The sequence below is a fragment of the Streptomyces sp. B21-105 genome, from assembly GCF_036898465.1.
Classification (GTDB): Bacteria; Actinomycetota; Actinomycetes; order Streptomycetales; family Streptomycetaceae; genus Streptomyces.
Window position 1 is genome coordinate 2,153,416 of record NZ_JARUMJ010000001.1, and the last position, 16,671, is coordinate 2,170,086.

Sequence of the window (16,671 nt, forward strand, 5' to 3'; positions counted from 1 at the left end):
ATGACCAGTCAGTCCACCCTGCAGTCCGTGCCTGCCCTGGGGACGCGCCCGGCGTCCGGCTCCAACCCGAGCCGCGCCGAGACCCGGGAGCAGCTCTCCAAGGCGTCGTACGACCTCCTCGTCATCGGCGGCGGCATCCTGGGCATCTCCACCGCCTGGCACGCCGCGCAGTCCGGCCTCAGGGTGGCCCTGGTCGACGCCGGCGACTTCGCCGGCGCCACCTCCTCCGCCTCCTCCAAGCTGCTCCACGGCGGTCTGCGCTACCTGCAGACCGGCGCGGTGAAGCTGGTGGCGGAGAACCACTTCGAGCGCCGTGCGGTCTCCCGGCAGGTGGCCCCCCACCTGGCGAACCCGCTCACGTTCTACCTCCCCGTGTACAAGGGCGGGCCGCACGGCGCGGCGAAGCTCGGGGCGGGCGTGTTCGCCTACTCCGCGCTGTCGGCGTTCGGCGACGGCGTCGGTCATCTCCTGTCCCCGGCCAAGGCCGCGCGGGACGTGCCCGAGCTGCGCACCGACAACCTCAAGGCCGTGGCCGTGTACGGCGACGACCAGATGAACGACGCGCGCATGGCGCTGATGACGGTCCGCGCGGCCGTCGAGGCGGGCGCGGTGGTCCTGAACCACGCCGAGGTGTCGGGCCTGCGTTTCACCAGGGGCCGGGTCACCGGCGCGGACCTGCGCGACCGGCTCTGCGGCGACGAGTTCGGCGTCAACGCCCGGCTGGTGCTGAACGCGACCGGCCCGTGGGTGGACCACCTGCGCCGGATGGAGGACCCGGACGCGGCGCCGTCCATCCGCCTGTCGAAGGGCGCGCACCTCGTCCTGAAGCGCACCGCGCCCTGGCGGGCCGCGCTCGCCACCCCCATCGACAAGTACCGCATCACCTTCGCCCTCCCCTGGGAGGACATGCTGCTGCTCGGCACCACCGACGAGGAGTTCGAGGGCGACCCGGCGGAGGTGGCGGTCACCGAGAAGGACACCGCGCAGATACTCGACGAGGCCGCGTTCTCCATCCGCGACCAGCAGCTCGACCGTGACCTGATCACGTACGCCTTCGCCGGTCTGCGGGTGCTGCCGGGCGGCCCCGGCGACACCGCGAAGGCCAAGCGCGAGACCGTCGTCACCGAGGGCCGGGGCGGCATGCTGTCCGTCGCGGGCGGCAAGTGGACCACGTTCCGGCACATCGGCCGGACGGTCATGCAGAAGCTGGAGGCGCTGCCGGGCCACCCGCTGGGCGACGACTTCGAACCGATCTCCTCGCTGCCGAAGAAGCTGCCGCTGCCCGGCGTCGCCAACCCGCGCGCGGTCGCCCACCGGCTGCTGGTCGACAACCCGGCGCCCGGCCCGCGCATGGCCGCCGACACGGCGAAGCACCTGGCGACCCACTACGGCTCGCTGGCCTTCGACATCGCTCGGCTGGCCAACGACAACCCCGAGCTGGCCGCGCGCGTCCACCCGGACGCCCCGGAGATCTGGGCGCAGGTCGTCTACGCGCGCGACAACGAGTGGGCCGAGACGGCGGACGACGTGCTGCGCCGCCGTACGACGCTGACCATCCGCGGTCTCGCCACGGACGACGTGCGCGCCAGGGTGCAGGACCTGCTCGACAAGAAGTGACCTGTCCGCGGCCCCGACCGGGGTCGGCGTCTCGGGGACGGCCCTTTCGGTACCGGGGCCGGAGCCGGGAAGGGGCGGCTCGTGGAGCCGCCCCTTTCGCAGGGGTGGAGGCAGTCCCCCGCTCAGGCCGCATAATGACCGACGAGACATCCGATGTCTGGACCGCGGACGAGAAGGAGGCCGGTCATGGCAGTCACCGACGAGGCGATCGAGAAGATCAAGGGCATGATCGTCTCGGGTGCGCTGCGCCCCGGCGACCGGCTGCCCAAGGAGAGCGAGCTGGCCGCCGACCTCGGGCTGTCCCGCAACTCCCTGCGGGAGGCGGTGCGCGCGCTGTCGCTGATCCGGATCCTGGACGTGCGCCAGGGCGACGGCACCTATGTCACCAGCCTCGACCCGCAACTGCTGCTGGAGGCGCTGAGTTTCGTCGTCGACTTCCACCGCGACGACACGGTCCTGGAGTTCCTGGCGGTGCGCCGCATACTGGAGCCGGCCGCCACGGCGATGGCGGCCCTGCGCATCAGCGAGCAGCAGCTGGACGCCCTGGACGCCCAGTTGGACAAGCTCGGCGCCGAGCCCTCGGTGGAGGAACTCGTCGCGGGCGACCTGGAGTTCCACCGGGGCATCGTGCAGAGCGCCGGCAACTCGGTGCTGTGCTCGTTGCTCGACGGACTGTCCGGACCCACCACACGGGCCCGGATCTGGCGCGGGCTGACCCAGGAGGACGCCGTCTCCGGCACCCTGCGGGAGCACCGGGCGATCCTGGCGGCCCTGCGCGACCGGGACGCGGAGGCGGCCAGGTCGTGGGCGACGGTCCACATCGCGAGCGTGGAGCAGTGGCTGCGGTCCACTCTGTGAAGCTCGCGTTCCGGGGTGTTCGGGGGTGGCGAACGGGGCAGTGATCCGTTCACTCCCCGTGCAAGGGGGCTGCGGGCGCCCCCGCAGAACGCCGTAAGGTTGGGTGGTCAAGCGAGGGCACGTCGGAAGGAGGCGCTGGGTGATCGAGCTCGAGGGGGTTCCCGAGCTGATCGACCCGGTCATGGTGGCCGCGTTCGAGGGCTGGAACGACGCCGGCGACGCAGCCTCCACCGCGGTCGCGCATCTGGAGCGGGAGTGGAAGGGCGAGGTGTTCGCGGCGCTGGACGCCGAGGACTACTACGACTTCCAGGTGAACCGTCCCACGGTGTGGCTGGACGCAGGCGTGCGCAAGATCACCTGGCCGACGACGAGACTGTCCGTGGTCCGGGTCGGCGGTGACAAGCCCCGCGACCTGGTGCTGGTACGTGGTATCGAACCGTCGATGCGCTGGCGCTCGTTCTGCAACGAGCTGCTCGGCTTCGCCCACGAGTTGGGCGTGGAGCTGGTGGTCGTCCTGGGCGCGCTGCTCGGCGACACCCCGCACACCCGTCCGGTGCCGATCAGCGGGACGACGTCGGACGCGGACCTGGCGCAGCGGATGGGCCTGGAGGAGACCAAGTACGAGGGCCCCACGGGCATCGTCGGCGTCCTCCAGGAGGCGTGCACGCACGCCGGGGTGCCCGCGGTGAGTCTGTGGGCGGCCGTGCCGCACTACGTCTCGCAGCCGCCGAACCCGAAGGCGACGCTGGCCCTCCTGAACCGTCTGGAGGACCTGATCGACGTCCGCATCCCACTGGGCGAGCTGCCCGAGGACGCGCGTGCCTGGCAGGTGGGCGTGGACCAGCTGGCGGCCGAGGACACCGAGGTCGCCGAGTACGTGCAGACGCTGGAGGAGGCCCGGGACACCGCGGAGCTGCCGGAGGCGTCGGGCGAGGCGATCGCCCGCGAGTTCGAGCGGTATCTGCGGCGGCGGGACGGCGGCGGCCCGCCCGACCCCGGGGAGCGGACCCGTCCCCCTCGGCCGCCGAAGCCGAGCGAGGAGCCCACCGACGACGGCGATTCGTCGGAGGAGTGAAACCGGCCGAAAAGCCGAAAAAGCCCAACAGCCGGAACGGCGGAAGATCGGTTCGGCCGGCTGAGGCGGCCCGTGCAGCGGGGGCAGGGGCGGTGCGCCGATGCGTACCGCCCCTGCCCCTTCGCCGTCTCCGTCGCCGTTCCGGTCGCGGTCGCCGTCCCCGGGGGTGACGACGTCCTGGGTGCGGTTACAGGGCCACACCCAGCAGGGCGTCCACCGCACGCGACACGACTCCGGGGGCGCCGATGTCGGTGCCGCCCCGCTCCTGCTGGAGCGCGGCCCAGCGGTCGACGGCGGCCAGCGCGGCGGGTGCGTCGAGGTCGTTCGCGAGGGCTGACCGGATCTCGTCGACGAGAGCCTCGGCGGGCGGCCCGTCGGGCCGGGAGACCGCGGCGCGCCAGCGGCCGAGGCGGGCCTCGGCGTCGGCGAGGACCTGGTCGGTCCACTCCCAGTCGGCGCGGTAGTGGTGGGCGAGGAGCGTGAGCCGGATCGCCGCGGGGTCGACGCCGTCCTGACGCAGCCGGGAGACGAAGACGAGGTTGCCCCGTGACTTCGACATCTTCTCGCCGTCGAGGGCGACCATGCCGGCGTGGACGTACGCCTTGGCCATGGGGAACTCGCCGGTGAGCGCCTGGGCGTGGGAGGCGCCCATCTCGTGGTGCGGGAAGGCGAGGTCGGAGCCGCCGCCCTGCACGTCGAAGCCCATCCCGAGGTGGTCCAGCGCGATGGCCACGCACTCGATGTGCCAGCCGGGGCGGCCCCGGCCGAGCGAGCCGCCGTCCCAGCTGGGCTCGCCCTCGCGGGCCGCCATCCACAGCATCGGGTCGAGCGGGTTCTTCTTGCCCGGGCGGTCCGGGTCGCCGCCGCGCTCGGCGGACAGCAGCCGCATGGCCGCCGCGTCCAGGTTCGAGACCTCGCCGAAGTGCGGGTCGGACTCGACGGAGAAGTAGACGTCGCCCTCGAGTTCGTAGGCGGCGCCCGCGTCCCTCAGGCGCTCGACGAGCGGGACGATGCCGGGTATCGCCTCGACGGCGCCTATGTAGTCCTGCGGCGGGAGCATCCGCAGGGCGGTCATGTCCTCGCGGAAGAGGGCCGTCTCCTTCTCGGCCAGGGCGACCCAGTCGACGCCGTCGCGCTCGGCTCGCTCCAGCAGCGGATCGTCGACGTCGGTCACGTTCTGGACGTAGTGAACCTGCCGCTTGGTGTCGAGCCACACGCGCTGAACGAGGTCGAACGCGTTGTAGGTCGCCGCGTGACCCATGTGGGTCGCGTCGTACGGAGTGATGCCGCAGACGTAGATACGGGCGACGGGACCGGGGGCGAGGGAGACCAAGCCGCCGGTCGCGGTGTCGTGGATCCTCAGGTCGCGGCCCTGACCAGGCAGGGCGGGGACCTCGGAAGCGGGCCAGGCATGCATGTCATGAGCGTAACCGGACGGAAGTTGCGGGTACGAACCGGAGCGGGCCGGATGGCCGGGAAGGCGTTCTTGTGCAATCCCGGCCGTCGTGCCTGCGACAGCGCTCCGGGAGGACTCCCACGAGGGCCGGGCGCAGCTTCAGGGCGCAGCTTCCGGGCTCGGCTACACGGGAGGCCAGGGGATCGCCGGCCAGTCGCCCGTCGGCTCGGGGTGTGTGCCCGCCTCCAGCAGCGCCTCGGTACGCGCGCGCGTGGCGTCGAGTTCGGCGGGGGTGATCAGTGCGCTCAGGGCGGCCGTCAGTCGCCCGTCCGGTTCCAGGGCGCCCTTGAGGCCCTTGAGCACGTCCACGGCCTCGCCGGTCAACGGCTCCCCCGCCCAGCCCCACAGCAGGGTGCGCAGCTTGTTCTCGGCGTTGAAGGTGACGCCGTGGTCGATGCCGTAGAGCCGGCCGTCGGCGGTGGGCAGCAGATGGCCGCCCTTGCGGTCGGCGTTGTTGATCACCGCGTCGAGGACGGCGAGCCGTCTGAGCCGTTCGTCGTCCGCGTGCACCAGGAGCGCGGTGCGGCCCTCGCCGACGTCGGCGAACCCGACGGCCTTCCAGCCCGGCCCGGGCTCCTGCGCGTCGACGAGGGCGAGCAGCTCGGCCTCGGGGGCCGTCTCGATCCACAGCTGGCACATGCCCTCGCCGTACGGTCCCTCCCGCAGCACGGTCGGCGGCACGAGGCCCCAGCCGGTGACCTCGGAGACCTCGTACGCGGCCACCTCGCGCCCGGCGAGGGTGCCGTCGGGGAAGTCCCACAACGGCCGCTCGCCGGCGACGGGTTTGTAGACGCAGGCGGCCTCCCTGCCCTCGTCGGCGACGGTGCAGTACAGCGCCGCGTTCGAGGCCTCCCGGATGCGTCCGCGGACGGTGAGCTCACCGTGCGCGAGGAGTGCGGCGGTGGCGGGGTCGGTGGTCGTCACGCGCCCCGGCGGTATCCGTTCTGGCGCGGACATACATGTCCTTCCGGGTCGAGCGGCAGGCTGCACAGCGGGCACGGCGGGCGGCCGGCGTTGACGACGTCGAGGGCGCGCTTGGCGAAGGCCCTCGCCTGGGAGCCGCTGAGCCGGACCCGCAGCATCGGCGGTCCGTTCTCCTCGTCCTGGAGGAGTTTCTCCTCGGCCTCCGCGAGATCCTCCTCGGAGTCCGCCTCGAGTTCCACCAGGGCCTGCGCCTCGACGATCATGCGCTGTTCCTCGCCGTCCCAGGCGAGGGCCATGGTGCCGACCCGGAACTCCTCCTCGATCGGGGTGTCGAGGGGCGCCGTGTCGGTGTTCTCGGCGGGCGACACGGCGGGTACCGCGGCGCTGCCGCCGCTGCGCCGGACGACCTCGTCGAGCAGTTCGTCCATCCGCTCGGCGAGTGCGGCGACCTGGGTCTTCTCCAGGGCCACGCTGGTCACCCGGGTACCGGCGGTGGCCTGGAGGAAGAAGGTACGGCGCCCGGGCAGTCCGACCGTACCGGCCACGAAGCGGTCCGGGGGGTCGTAGAGGAACACCTGACGGGACACGTCCTGTCTCCATGGGAATCGAGGGTCGTCGTGGGTCGGTGGGTCGGTGGGACGGATGGGGACCGTCCGTGCGGGTAGGCGCGCCTACGCGAACCGCTTCACCCTACTGCGGCCGACGATCACGGTGCGCCCGCACCGCCCCCGACCGTGGCGTCCCCGGTCGGCGGCGCCTCGCGCGGTGCGAGGGAGGCGAGGTCGCCGGTGTCGCCGAGGCGTACGAGAAAGGGGCGCAGCCGGGTGTAACGGATCGCGGTGACGGAACAGGGTTCGACGGAGATCCGCTGGAAGAGGTCGAGATGCAGTCCGAGGGCGTCCGCGACGAGCGACTTGATGATGTCGCCGTGCGAGCACATCAGATAGACGGCGTCGGCGCCGTGGTCGCGTTCCACGCGCGCGTTCCACTCGCGGACCGCCTCCGCGGCACGGGTCTGCATGGCCCGCATGGACTCCCCGCCGGGGAAGGCGGCGGCGGAGGGGTGCGACTGCACGACCTCCATCAGCGGTTCGTCCATCAGCTCGGCGAGCTTGCGGCCGGACCAGTCGCCGTAGTGGCACTCCCCGATCCGCTCTTCGGTGTGCGCGCGCAGGCCGGGGCGGGCGTCGAGGAGGGGGCGGATCGTCTCCTGGCAGCGCTGCAGGGGGCTCGCGACGACCTCCGCGAGGGGCAGCGCCTCGAGCCTCGCGGGCAGCGCGGCGGCCTGCGCGGCGCCCCGCTCGTCGAGGGCGACTCCGGGCGTCCAGCCGGCGAGCACGGCGGAGGTGTTGGCGGTGGACCGGCCGTGCCGGACGAGGATCAGCGTGGGCATGCGGCCCAGGGTAGGCGCACGCGCGTGTGTGCCGGTGAGGGTGTGAGGGGAGAATCCGACGCGTGATCGTCGACTGTGCCATCTACCGTGACGGGCGCCGCACGCAGGGCCCGCAGGACTTCTCCGACGCCGTGGACGAGGCGCGTTCCGCGGGCGGGTTCGTGTGGATCGGGCTGCACGAACCCACCGAGAAGGAGTTCGAGCACGTCACCCGGGAGTTCGGGCTGCACCCGCTCGCCGTCGAGGACGCCCTCAAGGCCCACCAGCGGCCCAAGCTGGAGGTCTACGACGACTCGCTGTTCCTGGTGTTCAAGCCGGTCGTCTACGAGCCCGAGAGCGACACCGTCTCCTCCGGCGAGGTGATGGTGTTCCTCGGCGACTCGTTCCTGGTGACCGTCCGGCACGGCGACGGCGCGCCGCTGGCCGCAGTGCGCCGCCGGCTGGAGGACGAGCCGGAGCTGCTCGCCAAAGGGCCGACGGCGGTGGTGTACGCGATCGCCGACGCCACCGTGGACCACTACCTGGACGTGGCGACCGAGCTGCAGACCGACCTGGAGGAGCTGGAGACGGAGGTGTTCTCGCCGGACGGCGGCGGTTCGCGCAACACCGCGTCGCGGATCTACACCTTCAAGCGGCAGATCCTGGAGTTCCGCAGGGCGACCGGTCCGCTGGGGCCGCCGCTGAGCCGGCTGGCCGGCACCGGCGCGTTCGGTTCGGGCGTGCCGTTCGTGAACGACAAGGCGCGGCCCTTCTTCCGTGACGTCCACGATCACCTCACGCGCGTGAACGAGTCCGTGGAGGGGCTGGACCGGCTGGTGACGGACATCCTGTCGGCGCATCTGGCGCAGATGAGCGTCCGGCAGAACGACGACATGCGGAAGATCTCCGCGTGGGCGGCGATGGCCGCCGTCCCCACGATGATCGCTGGGATCTACGGCATGAACTTCGAGCACATGCCGGAACTTCGCTGGGTGTGGTCGTATCCGGCGGTCATCGCGCTGATGGGCGTGCTCGAGGTGTTGCTGTTCCGGCTGTTCAAGCAGCGCGGCTGGCTGTAGCGGCGCGGCCGACTGAAGCGGCCGGGATCAGGCGAACTCGGGGGCGGTGGTCGCCGGGCCGCCGAGCGCGTCACGGCGTTCGGGCATCTCCAGGGACACCATCCGCCGCCAGCCCGCGACCCGCTCCCACGCGTACACGGCGTGGATGCCGGCCGCGAGGACGGCCGACTTCGCCTTGGGCCAGCCGAGGATGCGGCCCATGTGGTCCATGACGGCGAGGCTGACGTCCCGGTAGACGCGGATCTCGGCGAGCGCGCAGGCGCGCAGGGTGCGCTGGATGACCCGGCCGTGGCCCGCGCGGGCGAAACGCAGCAGCTCCTCGTGGCAGTAGGCGAGGTGGTTGTCCTCGTCGTTCGAGATCATCTTCACCGCGCGGCCGATGTCGGGGTGGTCGGTGAAGTGCCTGCGCAGCAGCTCCATCTGTTCGGCGGCGCGCTGTTCGGTGACGCGGCTGTGGGAGAGGTAGGTCACGATGTCCGGCACGCTCAGCGGCTTCTTCGCGATGAGCCGGTCGTGGGCGAGACCGATGCCACGCCGCTCCAGGAGCATCGTGTAGTCGGTCTCCGGCGGGACGGGGACCGGGTCCAGGCCGCGTTTGCGCATCAGGGCGTTGAAGATCCGCCCGTGCTTGTCCTCGTCGGCGCCGTGACGGGCGATCCTCGGGGCGAGGTCGCGTTCGCTCTGCGGGACGAGCTCGGCGATCCGGGCGTTCTCCCAGCCGCCCTGCGACTCGCCGCCGGCGGCGATGGAACAGAACAGCGCGAAGGACGCGTCGTGGTCGATGATCTCCTGGAACAGACTCTTGGCCGAAAGCATTCGTCGATCACCTCTCCGCATGACACGTGATTCCGCGGCGTTGTGCGGAACGAGTCAAATGCGGTGGCGACGACGGCGCAACAGCTGTGCCGGACGGCTCCGCCGAACGGGGGATCCGGGGAGTCCGGTCCGGGGGCGTAACCGCGTGGCGCGTGGCGCGTTGTTCCCAGTGACGGCCGTGGCGGGGAAGACCCCCGAGCCCCCACCACGGCCGCAGACTTCCCCCGGCTATGCCAGACCGGCGAGTTCCAGTGCCTGGGTGCCCGCGCGCAGCGCGGCGAGGCGCTCCTCGAGGGTGAAGCCGGCGGGGGCCAGGGTGAGGGTGGTGACGCCGACCGCCGCGTAGGCCTTCATGCGGTCGGCGATCCGTTCCACCGAGCCGAGCAGGGTGGTCTGGTCGATCAGCTGGTGCGGGACGGCGGCTGCCGCGCCCTGCTTGTCGCCGGCCAGGTACTTGTCCTGGATCTCGGCCGCCGCCTGCTCGTAGCCCATGCGCTGGGCGAGCTGGTTGTAGAAGTTCTGCTTGCGGCTGCCCATGCCGCCGACGTACAGCGCGGTGTAGGGGCGGAAGGTGTCGGCGAGGCGCTCGACGTCCTTGTCCTCGCCGAGTGCGAGCGGCAGCGTCGGACAGATGTCGAAGCCGTCGAGGGTCTTGCCGGCCTTCTCGCGGCCGGCCCTCAGGTGGGTGATCGCGGTGTCCTCGAGGTGATCGGCGGACGGGAAGATCAACAGCGCGCCGTCGGCGATCTCGCCGGTCTGCTCCAGGTTCTTCGGGCCGATCGCGGCGATGTACAGCGGGATGTGCTCGCGTTCCGGGTGCACGGTCAGCTTGATCGGCTTGCCCGGTCCGCCGGGCAGCGGCAGCGTCCAGTGCGCGCCCTCGTACGACAGACGCTCGCGCGTCATGGCCTTGCGGACGATCTCGACGTACTCGCGCGTGCGGGACAGCGGCTTGTCGAACTTGACGCCGTACCAGCCCTCGGAGACCTGCGGGCCGGAGACGCCGAGACCCAGGCGGAAGCGGCCGCCGGACAGGGAGTCGAGGGTGGCGGCGGTCATCGCGGTCATCGCGGGCTGGCGGGCCGGGATCTGGAAGATGGCCGAGCCGACGTCGATCCGCTCGGTCTGCGCTGCGACCCAGGTGAGCACGGTGGCCGCGTCCGATCCGTAGGCCTCGGCGGCCCAGCAGACGGCGTACCCGAGGCGGTCGGCCTCCTGGGCGACGGCGAGGTTGTCGCCGTCCATTCCGGCACCCCAGTAGCCGAGGTTGATCCCGAGCTGCATGGCCGATCCCCTTACTCATCAGTAACGACGCTGTTCCGCAGACCTTAGCGCGGCGGTGGACGGACCGGGTCGTGCGGAGCGGGGCGAGGGCCGTCGCCTGCGGGGAACCCGGCGGCCCGGCCCGGAGATCCGGTTGTCCACAGGCAACCCACTGCCCAGTTCTGGCCAGTAATCTCGGCGTCCATGGAGCAGAGGCATCTCGGCCGCACCGGCCTGCGCGTGTCCCGTATCGGGCTCGGCACCCTGACCTGGGGCCGCGACACCGACGAGCACGACGCCGCGGACGTCATCAAGACGTTCTGGGAGGCGGGCGGGACCCTCGTCGACACGGCCGACGTGTACGGCGACGGGGACGCCGAGTACCTGCTCGGTCGGCTCATGGACGGCCTGGTGCCGCGGCGGGACCTGATCATCTCGACCAAGGCGGGCAGCGTGCCCGACCCGGACCGCCACTTCGACGGTTCGCGCGGTCACCTCCTCGCCGCCCTCGACGCCTCGCTGGCCCGGCTCGGCACGGACTACGTCGACCTGTGGCAGGTGCACGCCTTCGACCCGGACACTCCGCTGGAGGAGACGCTGCAGGCGCTCGACATCGCCGTCGCCAGCGGTCGCGCCCGGTACGCCGGAGTCTCCAACTTCTGCGGCTGGCAACTCGCCAAGGCAGCCACCTGGCAGCTCTCCGCGCCGGGCACGCGGACGCGGCTCGCGGCGACACAGATGGAGTACTCGCTGCTGCAGCGCGGCATCGAGCGCGAGGTGCTGCCGGCCGCGCTGGACCTCGGCATCGGCCTGCTGCCCTCCTCCCCGCTGGGCCGCGGCGTGCTCACCGGCAAGTATCGCGGCGACGCCCTGCCGCCGGACTCGCGCGCCGCCTCGGACCACTTCGGGCTCTTCGTCGAGCCGTATCTCGACGACACCGCCAGCAGCATCGTGGACGCCGTGTCGACCGCCGCGGACGGGTTGGCGGTGACCCCACTGCAGGTGGCACTCGCCTGGGTCCGCGACCGGCCCGGCGTGGCCGCCCCGATCGTCGGCGCGCGCAACGCGCAGCAGCTCACGGCGGCATTGTCAGTGGAGGCGCTTAGTCTTCCTGACGAGATCTGCCGGGCGCTCGACGATGTGTCGGCACCCGTGCACCGCTATCCCGATCACGACTGGAGCACGCTGTGAGCACGGAGCCGGAGCCCCGGGACACGACGGAGAACACCGGACCGGTGACGCCGCGGAACACCGGGCGCCCCGCGACCCCGGCCGACGCCGGGACAGCGGATCCGGCCGCACCCGACGACGCCCCCGCAACCGCCGGACAGGCGCTCGGCGAGAAGCCGTCGGACGCGGGGGCCGCGGGTGCGGGGGCCGCGGGCGCTGAGCGTGGGGGCGCAGAGGCGACGGGCACAGAGGCGACGGGCACAGCGGCAGCAGCCGCGGAGCCTGGGGATGCGGAAGCCGCAGGCGCGGCGGCAACAGGCACCGAAGCGGCGGGCGCGGAAGCAGCCGGCGCAGAGCGGGCGGGCGCGGGGGCAGGCGCAGAGCGCGGGGGTGTGGAGGCGGGGGGCGACGGGAATGCCGGGGAGATCGTGGGCGACGGTGCGGTCACCGAGGCCGCGGCCTCGGTGACCGGGGACTCCGGCGAGGGGGAAGCGGCCGGGCAGGTCTCCGAGGCTCAGGCCGAGCTGGCCGCGCAGAAGCTCGAGCGGGAGCGGATCGAGCGGCGGAAGGCCGAGAAGGCCGCGCCCATCACGGCGGGGGCCAAACTCAGTGGGAAGGCCGCCGACCTGCTGGCCGCCGTACGTGCCGTGGAGGGCGGGGCGAAGCCCCCGGCGGCCGTCTTCGACGACCTGGGAGCGGCCCCGCGCCGTACCGCCCCCGAGCCGGCGCGCCGCCCGCAGCAGGTTCCCGCCCTGGCCGCGGAACCGGCGGCGCCGGCCGCCGTCGAGGGCGTGCGACGGGCGCTGGCCGACGGCGGGGCGCCCGAGGCGCTCGCGCCGCAGACCGCCGCCGCACTCGGCGAGGGCGCCGAGCAGCTGCTGCGCGAGGACCCGTGGCAGCTGCTGCGCGTCCAGGGCGTGCGTCCCGAGCAGGCCGACGGGTTCGCGCGGACGCTGCTCGGCGCGGACTGCGCCCCCGACGACGAGCGGCGCGGTCGCGCAATCACGGTGTGGCTGCTGGAGCAGGCCGCCCTGGCCGGTCACACCGCCCTGGAGCTTCCGGCGCTCACCGCGGCCCTCGGCCGCCAGTCCGTGCCGGACGCGGAGACGGCCGTCCAGAACACGCTGGCCGAGGGCGAGGCGCTCGCCTTCCAGGACGCCCTGGACGCGCCGGGCGCCGAGCGGCCGACGGCGGCACCGGGACCGGCGTCGGGGCCGGCGCCGGGGCCGGCGCCGGGAGCGGACGCCGACGAGGGCGGGGCCGGCGATGCGGACGACGACAGCCGGCCGGTTCGTGTCCTGGTCGGACTGGAGCGTTACGCCCTCGCGGAGGAGAGCCTCGCCGACGCGCTGGCCCGGGTGGTCAACTCCCCGGCGAAGGACTCCTCGTCGGCGTGGGAGTCCGCGGCGGCCGCCGCGACCGGCAGCACGGCCGAGCTGATCCGCGCCGTCGCCGGAAACGGTCTGGTGCTGCACACCGGCGGCGATGCCGCCCGCGCCGAACCGGCCGCCCTGCTCACCGCGGCCCGGGCGCTGGGCCTGCGCGCGGTCGCGGCCTGTCACACGCCCGACGGACAGCGCCGGTTCGCGGCGCTCCTAGACGCGCGGGGCGGCGCGGGAGCCGGTGCGGGCGACGGCACGGACAGCAGCGCGGACAACGGTGCGGTCGTGACCGTCCCCGGTCTGCTCTCCGGCGCCGAGGGGCCCGGACGGGACGCCGAGGGGGCCTTCGCACTCGACCTGCTGGTCCTGCTCGACGCGCCGCAACTCGACGTGGAGAGCGCCGCGATGCTGGCGGAGTCGCTGCCGGACGGGGCGCGGCTGGTGCTCAGCGGGGATCCGGGCGTGCTCTGGTCCGCGGGCCCGGGACGGGTCTTCGCCGACCTGCTCGCGGCACGCGTGAGTCCGCAGGTCGCCTCGCGCACCCCCGATCCGGGTCCGATCGGCGAGCTCGTGTCGGGCGTCGGCATCGGTGAGCTGAACCAGGTCGCCGCGCCCGGCAAGGAGATCGTCATCGTGCCGGTGCGGGACGCCGGAGAGGCCGTGCACCGGACCGTGCAGCTCCTGGCGGAGTCGGTGCCGCGGGCCTTCGGGGTCGCGCCCGAGGAGGCAGTGGTGATCACTCCGGGCCACGGCGGCGCGGCCGGCACCCGCGCGCTCAACGCCGCTCTGAAAGAACGGCTCAATCCGGGCCCCGGCCGCTTCGGCGGGTTCGACCCCGGCGACCGGGTCGCCTACTCCCCCGTGCCGGGCCGCACGCTGCCGGGCCGGGTGGTGACGGCCGACGCCCAGGGGCTGCACCTTTCCTGCGCCGCCGGCTCCGTGGTCGTCCCGAGAGAGCGGGTGGAGCAGGCCGTGCGTCACGGGTGGGCGCTGACCGCGCACCAGGCGGTGGGCAGCCGCTGGCCCGCGGCGGTCGTGGTGCTGCCCGGGGACGCCGCGCAGGCCCTCTCCCGCCCCTGGGTGTACACGGCCTTCGGCCGGGCGGAGCGTCATCTCTCCGTGGTGCACGGCGTCGAACAGGCCCTGCCGCGGGCCGTCGCCGAGGTCCCGGCGAAGCCGCGTACCACCCGGCTGCCGGTGCTGCTGCGCAGTCAGGTTCCGGCGACCGGCGAGCAGGCCCCCGTCTGACACGGACGGCGGCGGTCGCCCGGGGTCTCCCCAGGGCGACCGCCGCCGTCTCCACGCACAGAAGCAGCCTGCTGCCGGTCAGCGATCCGCGTCGAGCCTCTCCAGCTCTTCCTCGTCGTCGGTCTCGTCCGCTTCGTCCGCTTCGTCCGCGTCGTCGGCGTCGTCGTCGAGGTCGTCGAAGACCGAGCTGACGTCGAAGCGGCAGATCACGCTCCCCGGGTCGGGCTGGTCGAACGGCGTCTCCAGCCACTCGCCCGGGTCGGCCGGGTCGTCGGCGGCCAGCACCCACAGCGTCGAGTCGGCCTCCTCGAGGCCGAACTCCTTGTGCCGGGAGGCGATCTCGTCCGGTTCGAACTCGCCGAACAGGATGCCCAGTGCCCCGTGCACGGTGGCCGAGACCTCGGCGCCCGTCCCCTCGTCCTCCGCCGCCTCCACCCGCTGCGCCTGCGCCATCAGCCGCTGCGGCTCCGCGACGGCGTAGTCGCGGCGGATCAGCACGCTCAGGGCGTTCGGCTCCTCGGGGCCCGCGTACGGCGGCAGGGAGTCCTCCGCACCGGGGATCTCGAAGGGCGTGACCTCGTCGTAGCGGTCGTAGAGCAGTTCGTCGTAGACCTCGGCGGCCGCGGCCAGCTCGTTGAACGCCTCGTAGACGGCCGGGTCGTCCTCCCCCGTCCTGCGTTCGACCGCGGCCAGGTGGCGGTCGAGCGCGGTCTTGACCGCCTCGGCGGCGGCGCGTACCTCGGCAGCGGTGGGCTGCGCAGCATCAGACATAGTGCAGACGCTATCCGTACCGGGCCCCACCCCGCACAATAGATGCGATGCCGGAATACGAATTTGTCGACGTGTACGTTCCGCGCGGGGTTTCCCGCAACGAGGCGACACGGCTGCTGACCGACCATGCCGAGTACGGACACTGGGAGTTGGACCGCCTGAGCCTGCTGCGCGACGGCAGTCGCCGGGTGCGGTTGCGCCGACGGATCATTCGTCAGGTGCGGGCCACGTGGTGAGGTGAGACGACACGACGGAGCGGGCCCCGCCCAGGCGGGGCCCGCTCCGTCGTCAGCGCTCCGACGGCTCACGCCGAGGGGCGCGCCTTGCGGTAGAGCACCGCGCCCGCGAGCAGTGCGCCCGCGCCGACCGGCACCGCGAGGCCCATCGGCAGCTCGCTTCCGGTGTGCGCGAGCTGCGGAACCTGGGCGGCGGGCCCGTGCACGGAGGAGTCGCCGACCGGCGTCACCTGACCCGGGGTGGACGGCGCCTCGGGTGCGGACGGGGTGGACTCGCCCGGCTCGGACGGCTTGCCGGGGCTGTGGTGCCCGGGCTTGCCCGGCGTCTCGTGGCCGTGGGACGGGGGCCGCTTCGGGCCGCGGTCGTTGGCGCAGTCGTTGCCCATCGACGGGTTGAGGATGCCGACGACGTCCACGCTGTTGCCGCACACGTTCACCGGCACGTCGACGGGCACCTGGACGTGGTTGCCCGAGCCGACGCCGGGCGACCCGCCCGTGTGGCCGCCCGCGTGCGCACCCCCGGAGCCACCGTGCGCCCCGGAGCCGCCGTAGTGACCACCGTGACCGCCGCTGTGGCTGCCGCCGTGACCGCCGCCGTGGTGGCCAGCCTGGCTGCCGCCGCGGCCCTGGTGGTCGCCGTATCCGCCGGACATCCCGCCGCCGCCCTTGTTGGCGCACGAGTTGCCGAAGGTCGGGTTGAGCAACCCGATGACGTCCACGGTGTTGCCGCAGATGTTGACGGGCACGTTGATCGGCGCCTGTACCGAGTTGCCCGACAGGACGCCGGGCGAGTCGGTGGCGGTGCCGTACGCGCCGGAGTCGGCGTGGGCGTAGCCGCCGGCGGCAGCGATCACCCCCGTCGCCGCCGCCACGGTCATGAGGCTTTTGCGGGTGACCTGTCGCATTGCTGAATCCCTGCTTTCGATCTCGCCTGTGTCCCGAATCGCTCGAGTCGCTCGCATTATGGCGGCTGTTCGATGTCATCGGGCTCTACGACTTCTCGGCTTTTCCTTCGAGAAAAGACCGGTCGGCCCCGGAGCACATGGCGTGCGCTCCGGGGCCGACGGTGTGGACGACCCCTCAGCGGGTCGACGTCAGTTGTTGATGCAGGTGTTGCCGAAGGCGGGGTTCAGCAGCCCGATCACCGAGATCGTGTTGCCGCAGACGTTCACCGGGACGTGCACGGGAACCTGAACGACGTTGCCGGACAGGACGCCCGGGGAGTGCACCGCGGCACCCTGAGCGCCCGCGTCGGCGACGGCCATGCCCGCGCCCGCGAGAACCAGCCCACCAGTGGCAGCCGCAGCAGCGACGACCTTCTTGATCATTATTCCTCCTTGTAGGCAAAGCGACCCCAAGCAGCGGATCGCATCACCAGTAACGAGGCGGAATTAGTGGGGCTAC

16 protein-coding genes are annotated in these 16,671 nt (G+C 72.8%); 7 read left to right on the forward strand and 9 right to left on the reverse strand.

Annotation, left to right across the window (positions count from 1 at the left end):
* From QA802_RS09680 to QA802_RS09690, 3 genes are all read left to right on the forward strand, one after another.
* On the forward strand, window positions 1-1,617 hold the full coding sequence (locus tag QA802_RS09680) for a glycerol-3-phosphate dehydrogenase/oxidase (protein WP_334520046.1): 1,617 nt from the start codon (window positions 1-3) through the stop codon (window positions 1,615-1,617).
* A gap of 186 nt (window positions 1,618-1,803) precedes the next feature.
* Window positions 1,804-2,475 carry a FadR/GntR family transcriptional regulator gene (locus QA802_RS09685; protein ID WP_319166199.1) on the forward strand — a complete coding sequence of 224 codons (672 nt, stop codon included), beginning with the start codon at window positions 1,804-1,806 and terminating at the stop codon, window positions 2,473-2,475.
* A 139-nt stretch (window positions 2,476-2,614) separates the two neighbouring features.
* Window positions 2,615-3,550 carry a PAC2 family protein gene (locus QA802_RS09690; protein WP_334520048.1) on the forward strand — a complete coding sequence of 312 codons (936 nt, stop codon included), beginning with the start codon at window positions 2,615-2,617 and terminating at the stop codon, window positions 3,548-3,550.
* A gap of 187 nt (window positions 3,551-3,737) precedes the next feature.
* Here the strand turns inward: QA802_RS09690 and mshC are convergent, their stop codons facing one another.
* From mshC to QA802_RS09710, 4 genes are all read right to left on the reverse strand, one after another.
* The gene (gene mshC / locus QA802_RS09695; protein WP_334520051.1) at window positions 3,738-4,967 is read right to left on the reverse strand and encodes a cysteine--1-D-myo-inosityl 2-amino-2-deoxy-alpha-D-glucopyranoside ligase; all 1,230 of its coding nucleotides are present in this window, start codon (window positions 4,965-4,967) and stop codon (window positions 3,738-3,740) included.
* Window positions 4,968-5,129: 162 nt separating this feature from the next.
* Complete coding sequence (locus QA802_RS09700; RefSeq protein ID WP_443042083.1) at window positions 5,130-5,963, reverse strand: SCO1664 family protein; 834 nt, start codon at window positions 5,961-5,963, stop codon at window positions 5,130-5,132.
* A complete protein-coding gene (locus QA802_RS09705; RefSeq protein WP_057579653.1) occupies window positions 5,927-6,517 on the reverse strand; it encodes a DUF3090 domain-containing protein in 591 nt (196 codons plus the stop codon). The genes QA802_RS09700 and QA802_RS09705 overlap by 37 nt, the downstream gene beginning before the upstream one ends.
* A 119-nt stretch (window positions 6,518-6,636) precedes the next feature.
* Entirely contained in the window at window positions 6,637-7,323 is a 687-nt protein-coding gene (locus QA802_RS09710; RefSeq protein ID WP_334520057.1) for a histidine phosphatase family protein, read from the reverse strand.
* 62 nt (window positions 7,324-7,385) lie between these two features.
* Here QA802_RS09710 and corA point away from each other — a divergent pair, with 62 nt between their 5' ends.
* A complete protein-coding gene (gene corA, locus QA802_RS09715) occupies window positions 7,386-8,381 on the forward strand; it encodes a magnesium/cobalt transporter CorA (RefSeq protein ID WP_334520060.1) in 996 nt (331 codons plus the stop codon).
* A 27-nt stretch (window positions 8,382-8,408) separates the two neighbouring features.
* Here the strand turns inward: corA and QA802_RS09720 are convergent, their stop codons facing one another.
* Window positions 8,409-9,197: a ferritin-like domain-containing protein gene (locus QA802_RS09720; RefSeq protein WP_334520064.1), complete on the reverse strand. Its 789-nt coding sequence runs from the start codon at window positions 9,195-9,197 to the stop codon at window positions 8,409-8,411.
* Window positions 9,198-9,425: 228 nt separating this feature from the next.
* Window positions 9,426-10,481 (reverse strand): LLM class F420-dependent oxidoreductase, encoded by a 1,056-nt coding sequence (locus QA802_RS09725; RefSeq protein WP_334520066.1) that lies wholly within the window; start codon window positions 10,479-10,481, stop codon window positions 9,426-9,428.
* A 183-nt stretch (window positions 10,482-10,664) separates the two neighbouring features.
* Here QA802_RS09725 and QA802_RS09730 point away from each other — a divergent pair, with 183 nt between their 5' ends.
* Both QA802_RS09730 and QA802_RS09735 read left to right on the forward strand, forming a co-directional pair.
* Window positions 10,665-11,651 (forward strand): aldo/keto reductase, encoded by a 987-nt coding sequence (locus tag QA802_RS09730; protein WP_334520068.1) that lies wholly within the window; start codon window positions 10,665-10,667, stop codon window positions 11,649-11,651.
* Window positions 11,648-14,260, forward strand: coding sequence for a helix-hairpin-helix domain-containing protein (locus tag QA802_RS09735; protein WP_334520070.1), 2,613 nt, complete (start codon window positions 11,648-11,650; stop codon window positions 14,258-14,260). The genes QA802_RS09730 and QA802_RS09735 overlap by 4 nt, the downstream gene beginning before the upstream one ends.
* Window positions 14,261-14,338: 78 nt before the next feature.
* Here the strand turns inward: QA802_RS09735 and QA802_RS09740 are convergent, their stop codons facing one another.
* Entirely contained in the window at window positions 14,339-15,031 is a 693-nt protein-coding gene (locus QA802_RS09740; RefSeq protein WP_334520073.1) for a hypothetical protein, read from the reverse strand.
* A gap of 47 nt (window positions 15,032-15,078) precedes the next feature.
* Between QA802_RS09740 and QA802_RS09745 the strand changes: the two genes are divergently transcribed.
* Window positions 15,079-15,267 (forward strand): DUF5703 family protein, encoded by a 189-nt coding sequence (locus QA802_RS09745; protein ID WP_319166212.1) that lies wholly within the window; start codon window positions 15,079-15,081, stop codon window positions 15,265-15,267.
* A 68-nt stretch (window positions 15,268-15,335) separates the two neighbouring features.
* Here the strand turns inward: QA802_RS09745 and QA802_RS09750 are convergent, their stop codons facing one another.
* Both QA802_RS09750 and chpH read right to left on the reverse strand, forming a co-directional pair.
* Window positions 15,336-16,172 (reverse strand): chaplin, encoded by an 837-nt coding sequence (locus QA802_RS09750; protein ID WP_334520078.1) that lies wholly within the window; start codon window positions 16,170-16,172, stop codon window positions 15,336-15,338.
* A 189-nt stretch (window positions 16,173-16,361) separates the two neighbouring features.
* Window positions 16,362-16,595: a chaplin ChpH gene (gene chpH, locus QA802_RS09755; RefSeq protein WP_319166214.1), complete on the reverse strand. Its 234-nt coding sequence runs from the start codon at window positions 16,593-16,595 to the stop codon at window positions 16,362-16,364.
* Window positions 16,596-16,671: the final 76 nt, after the last annotated feature.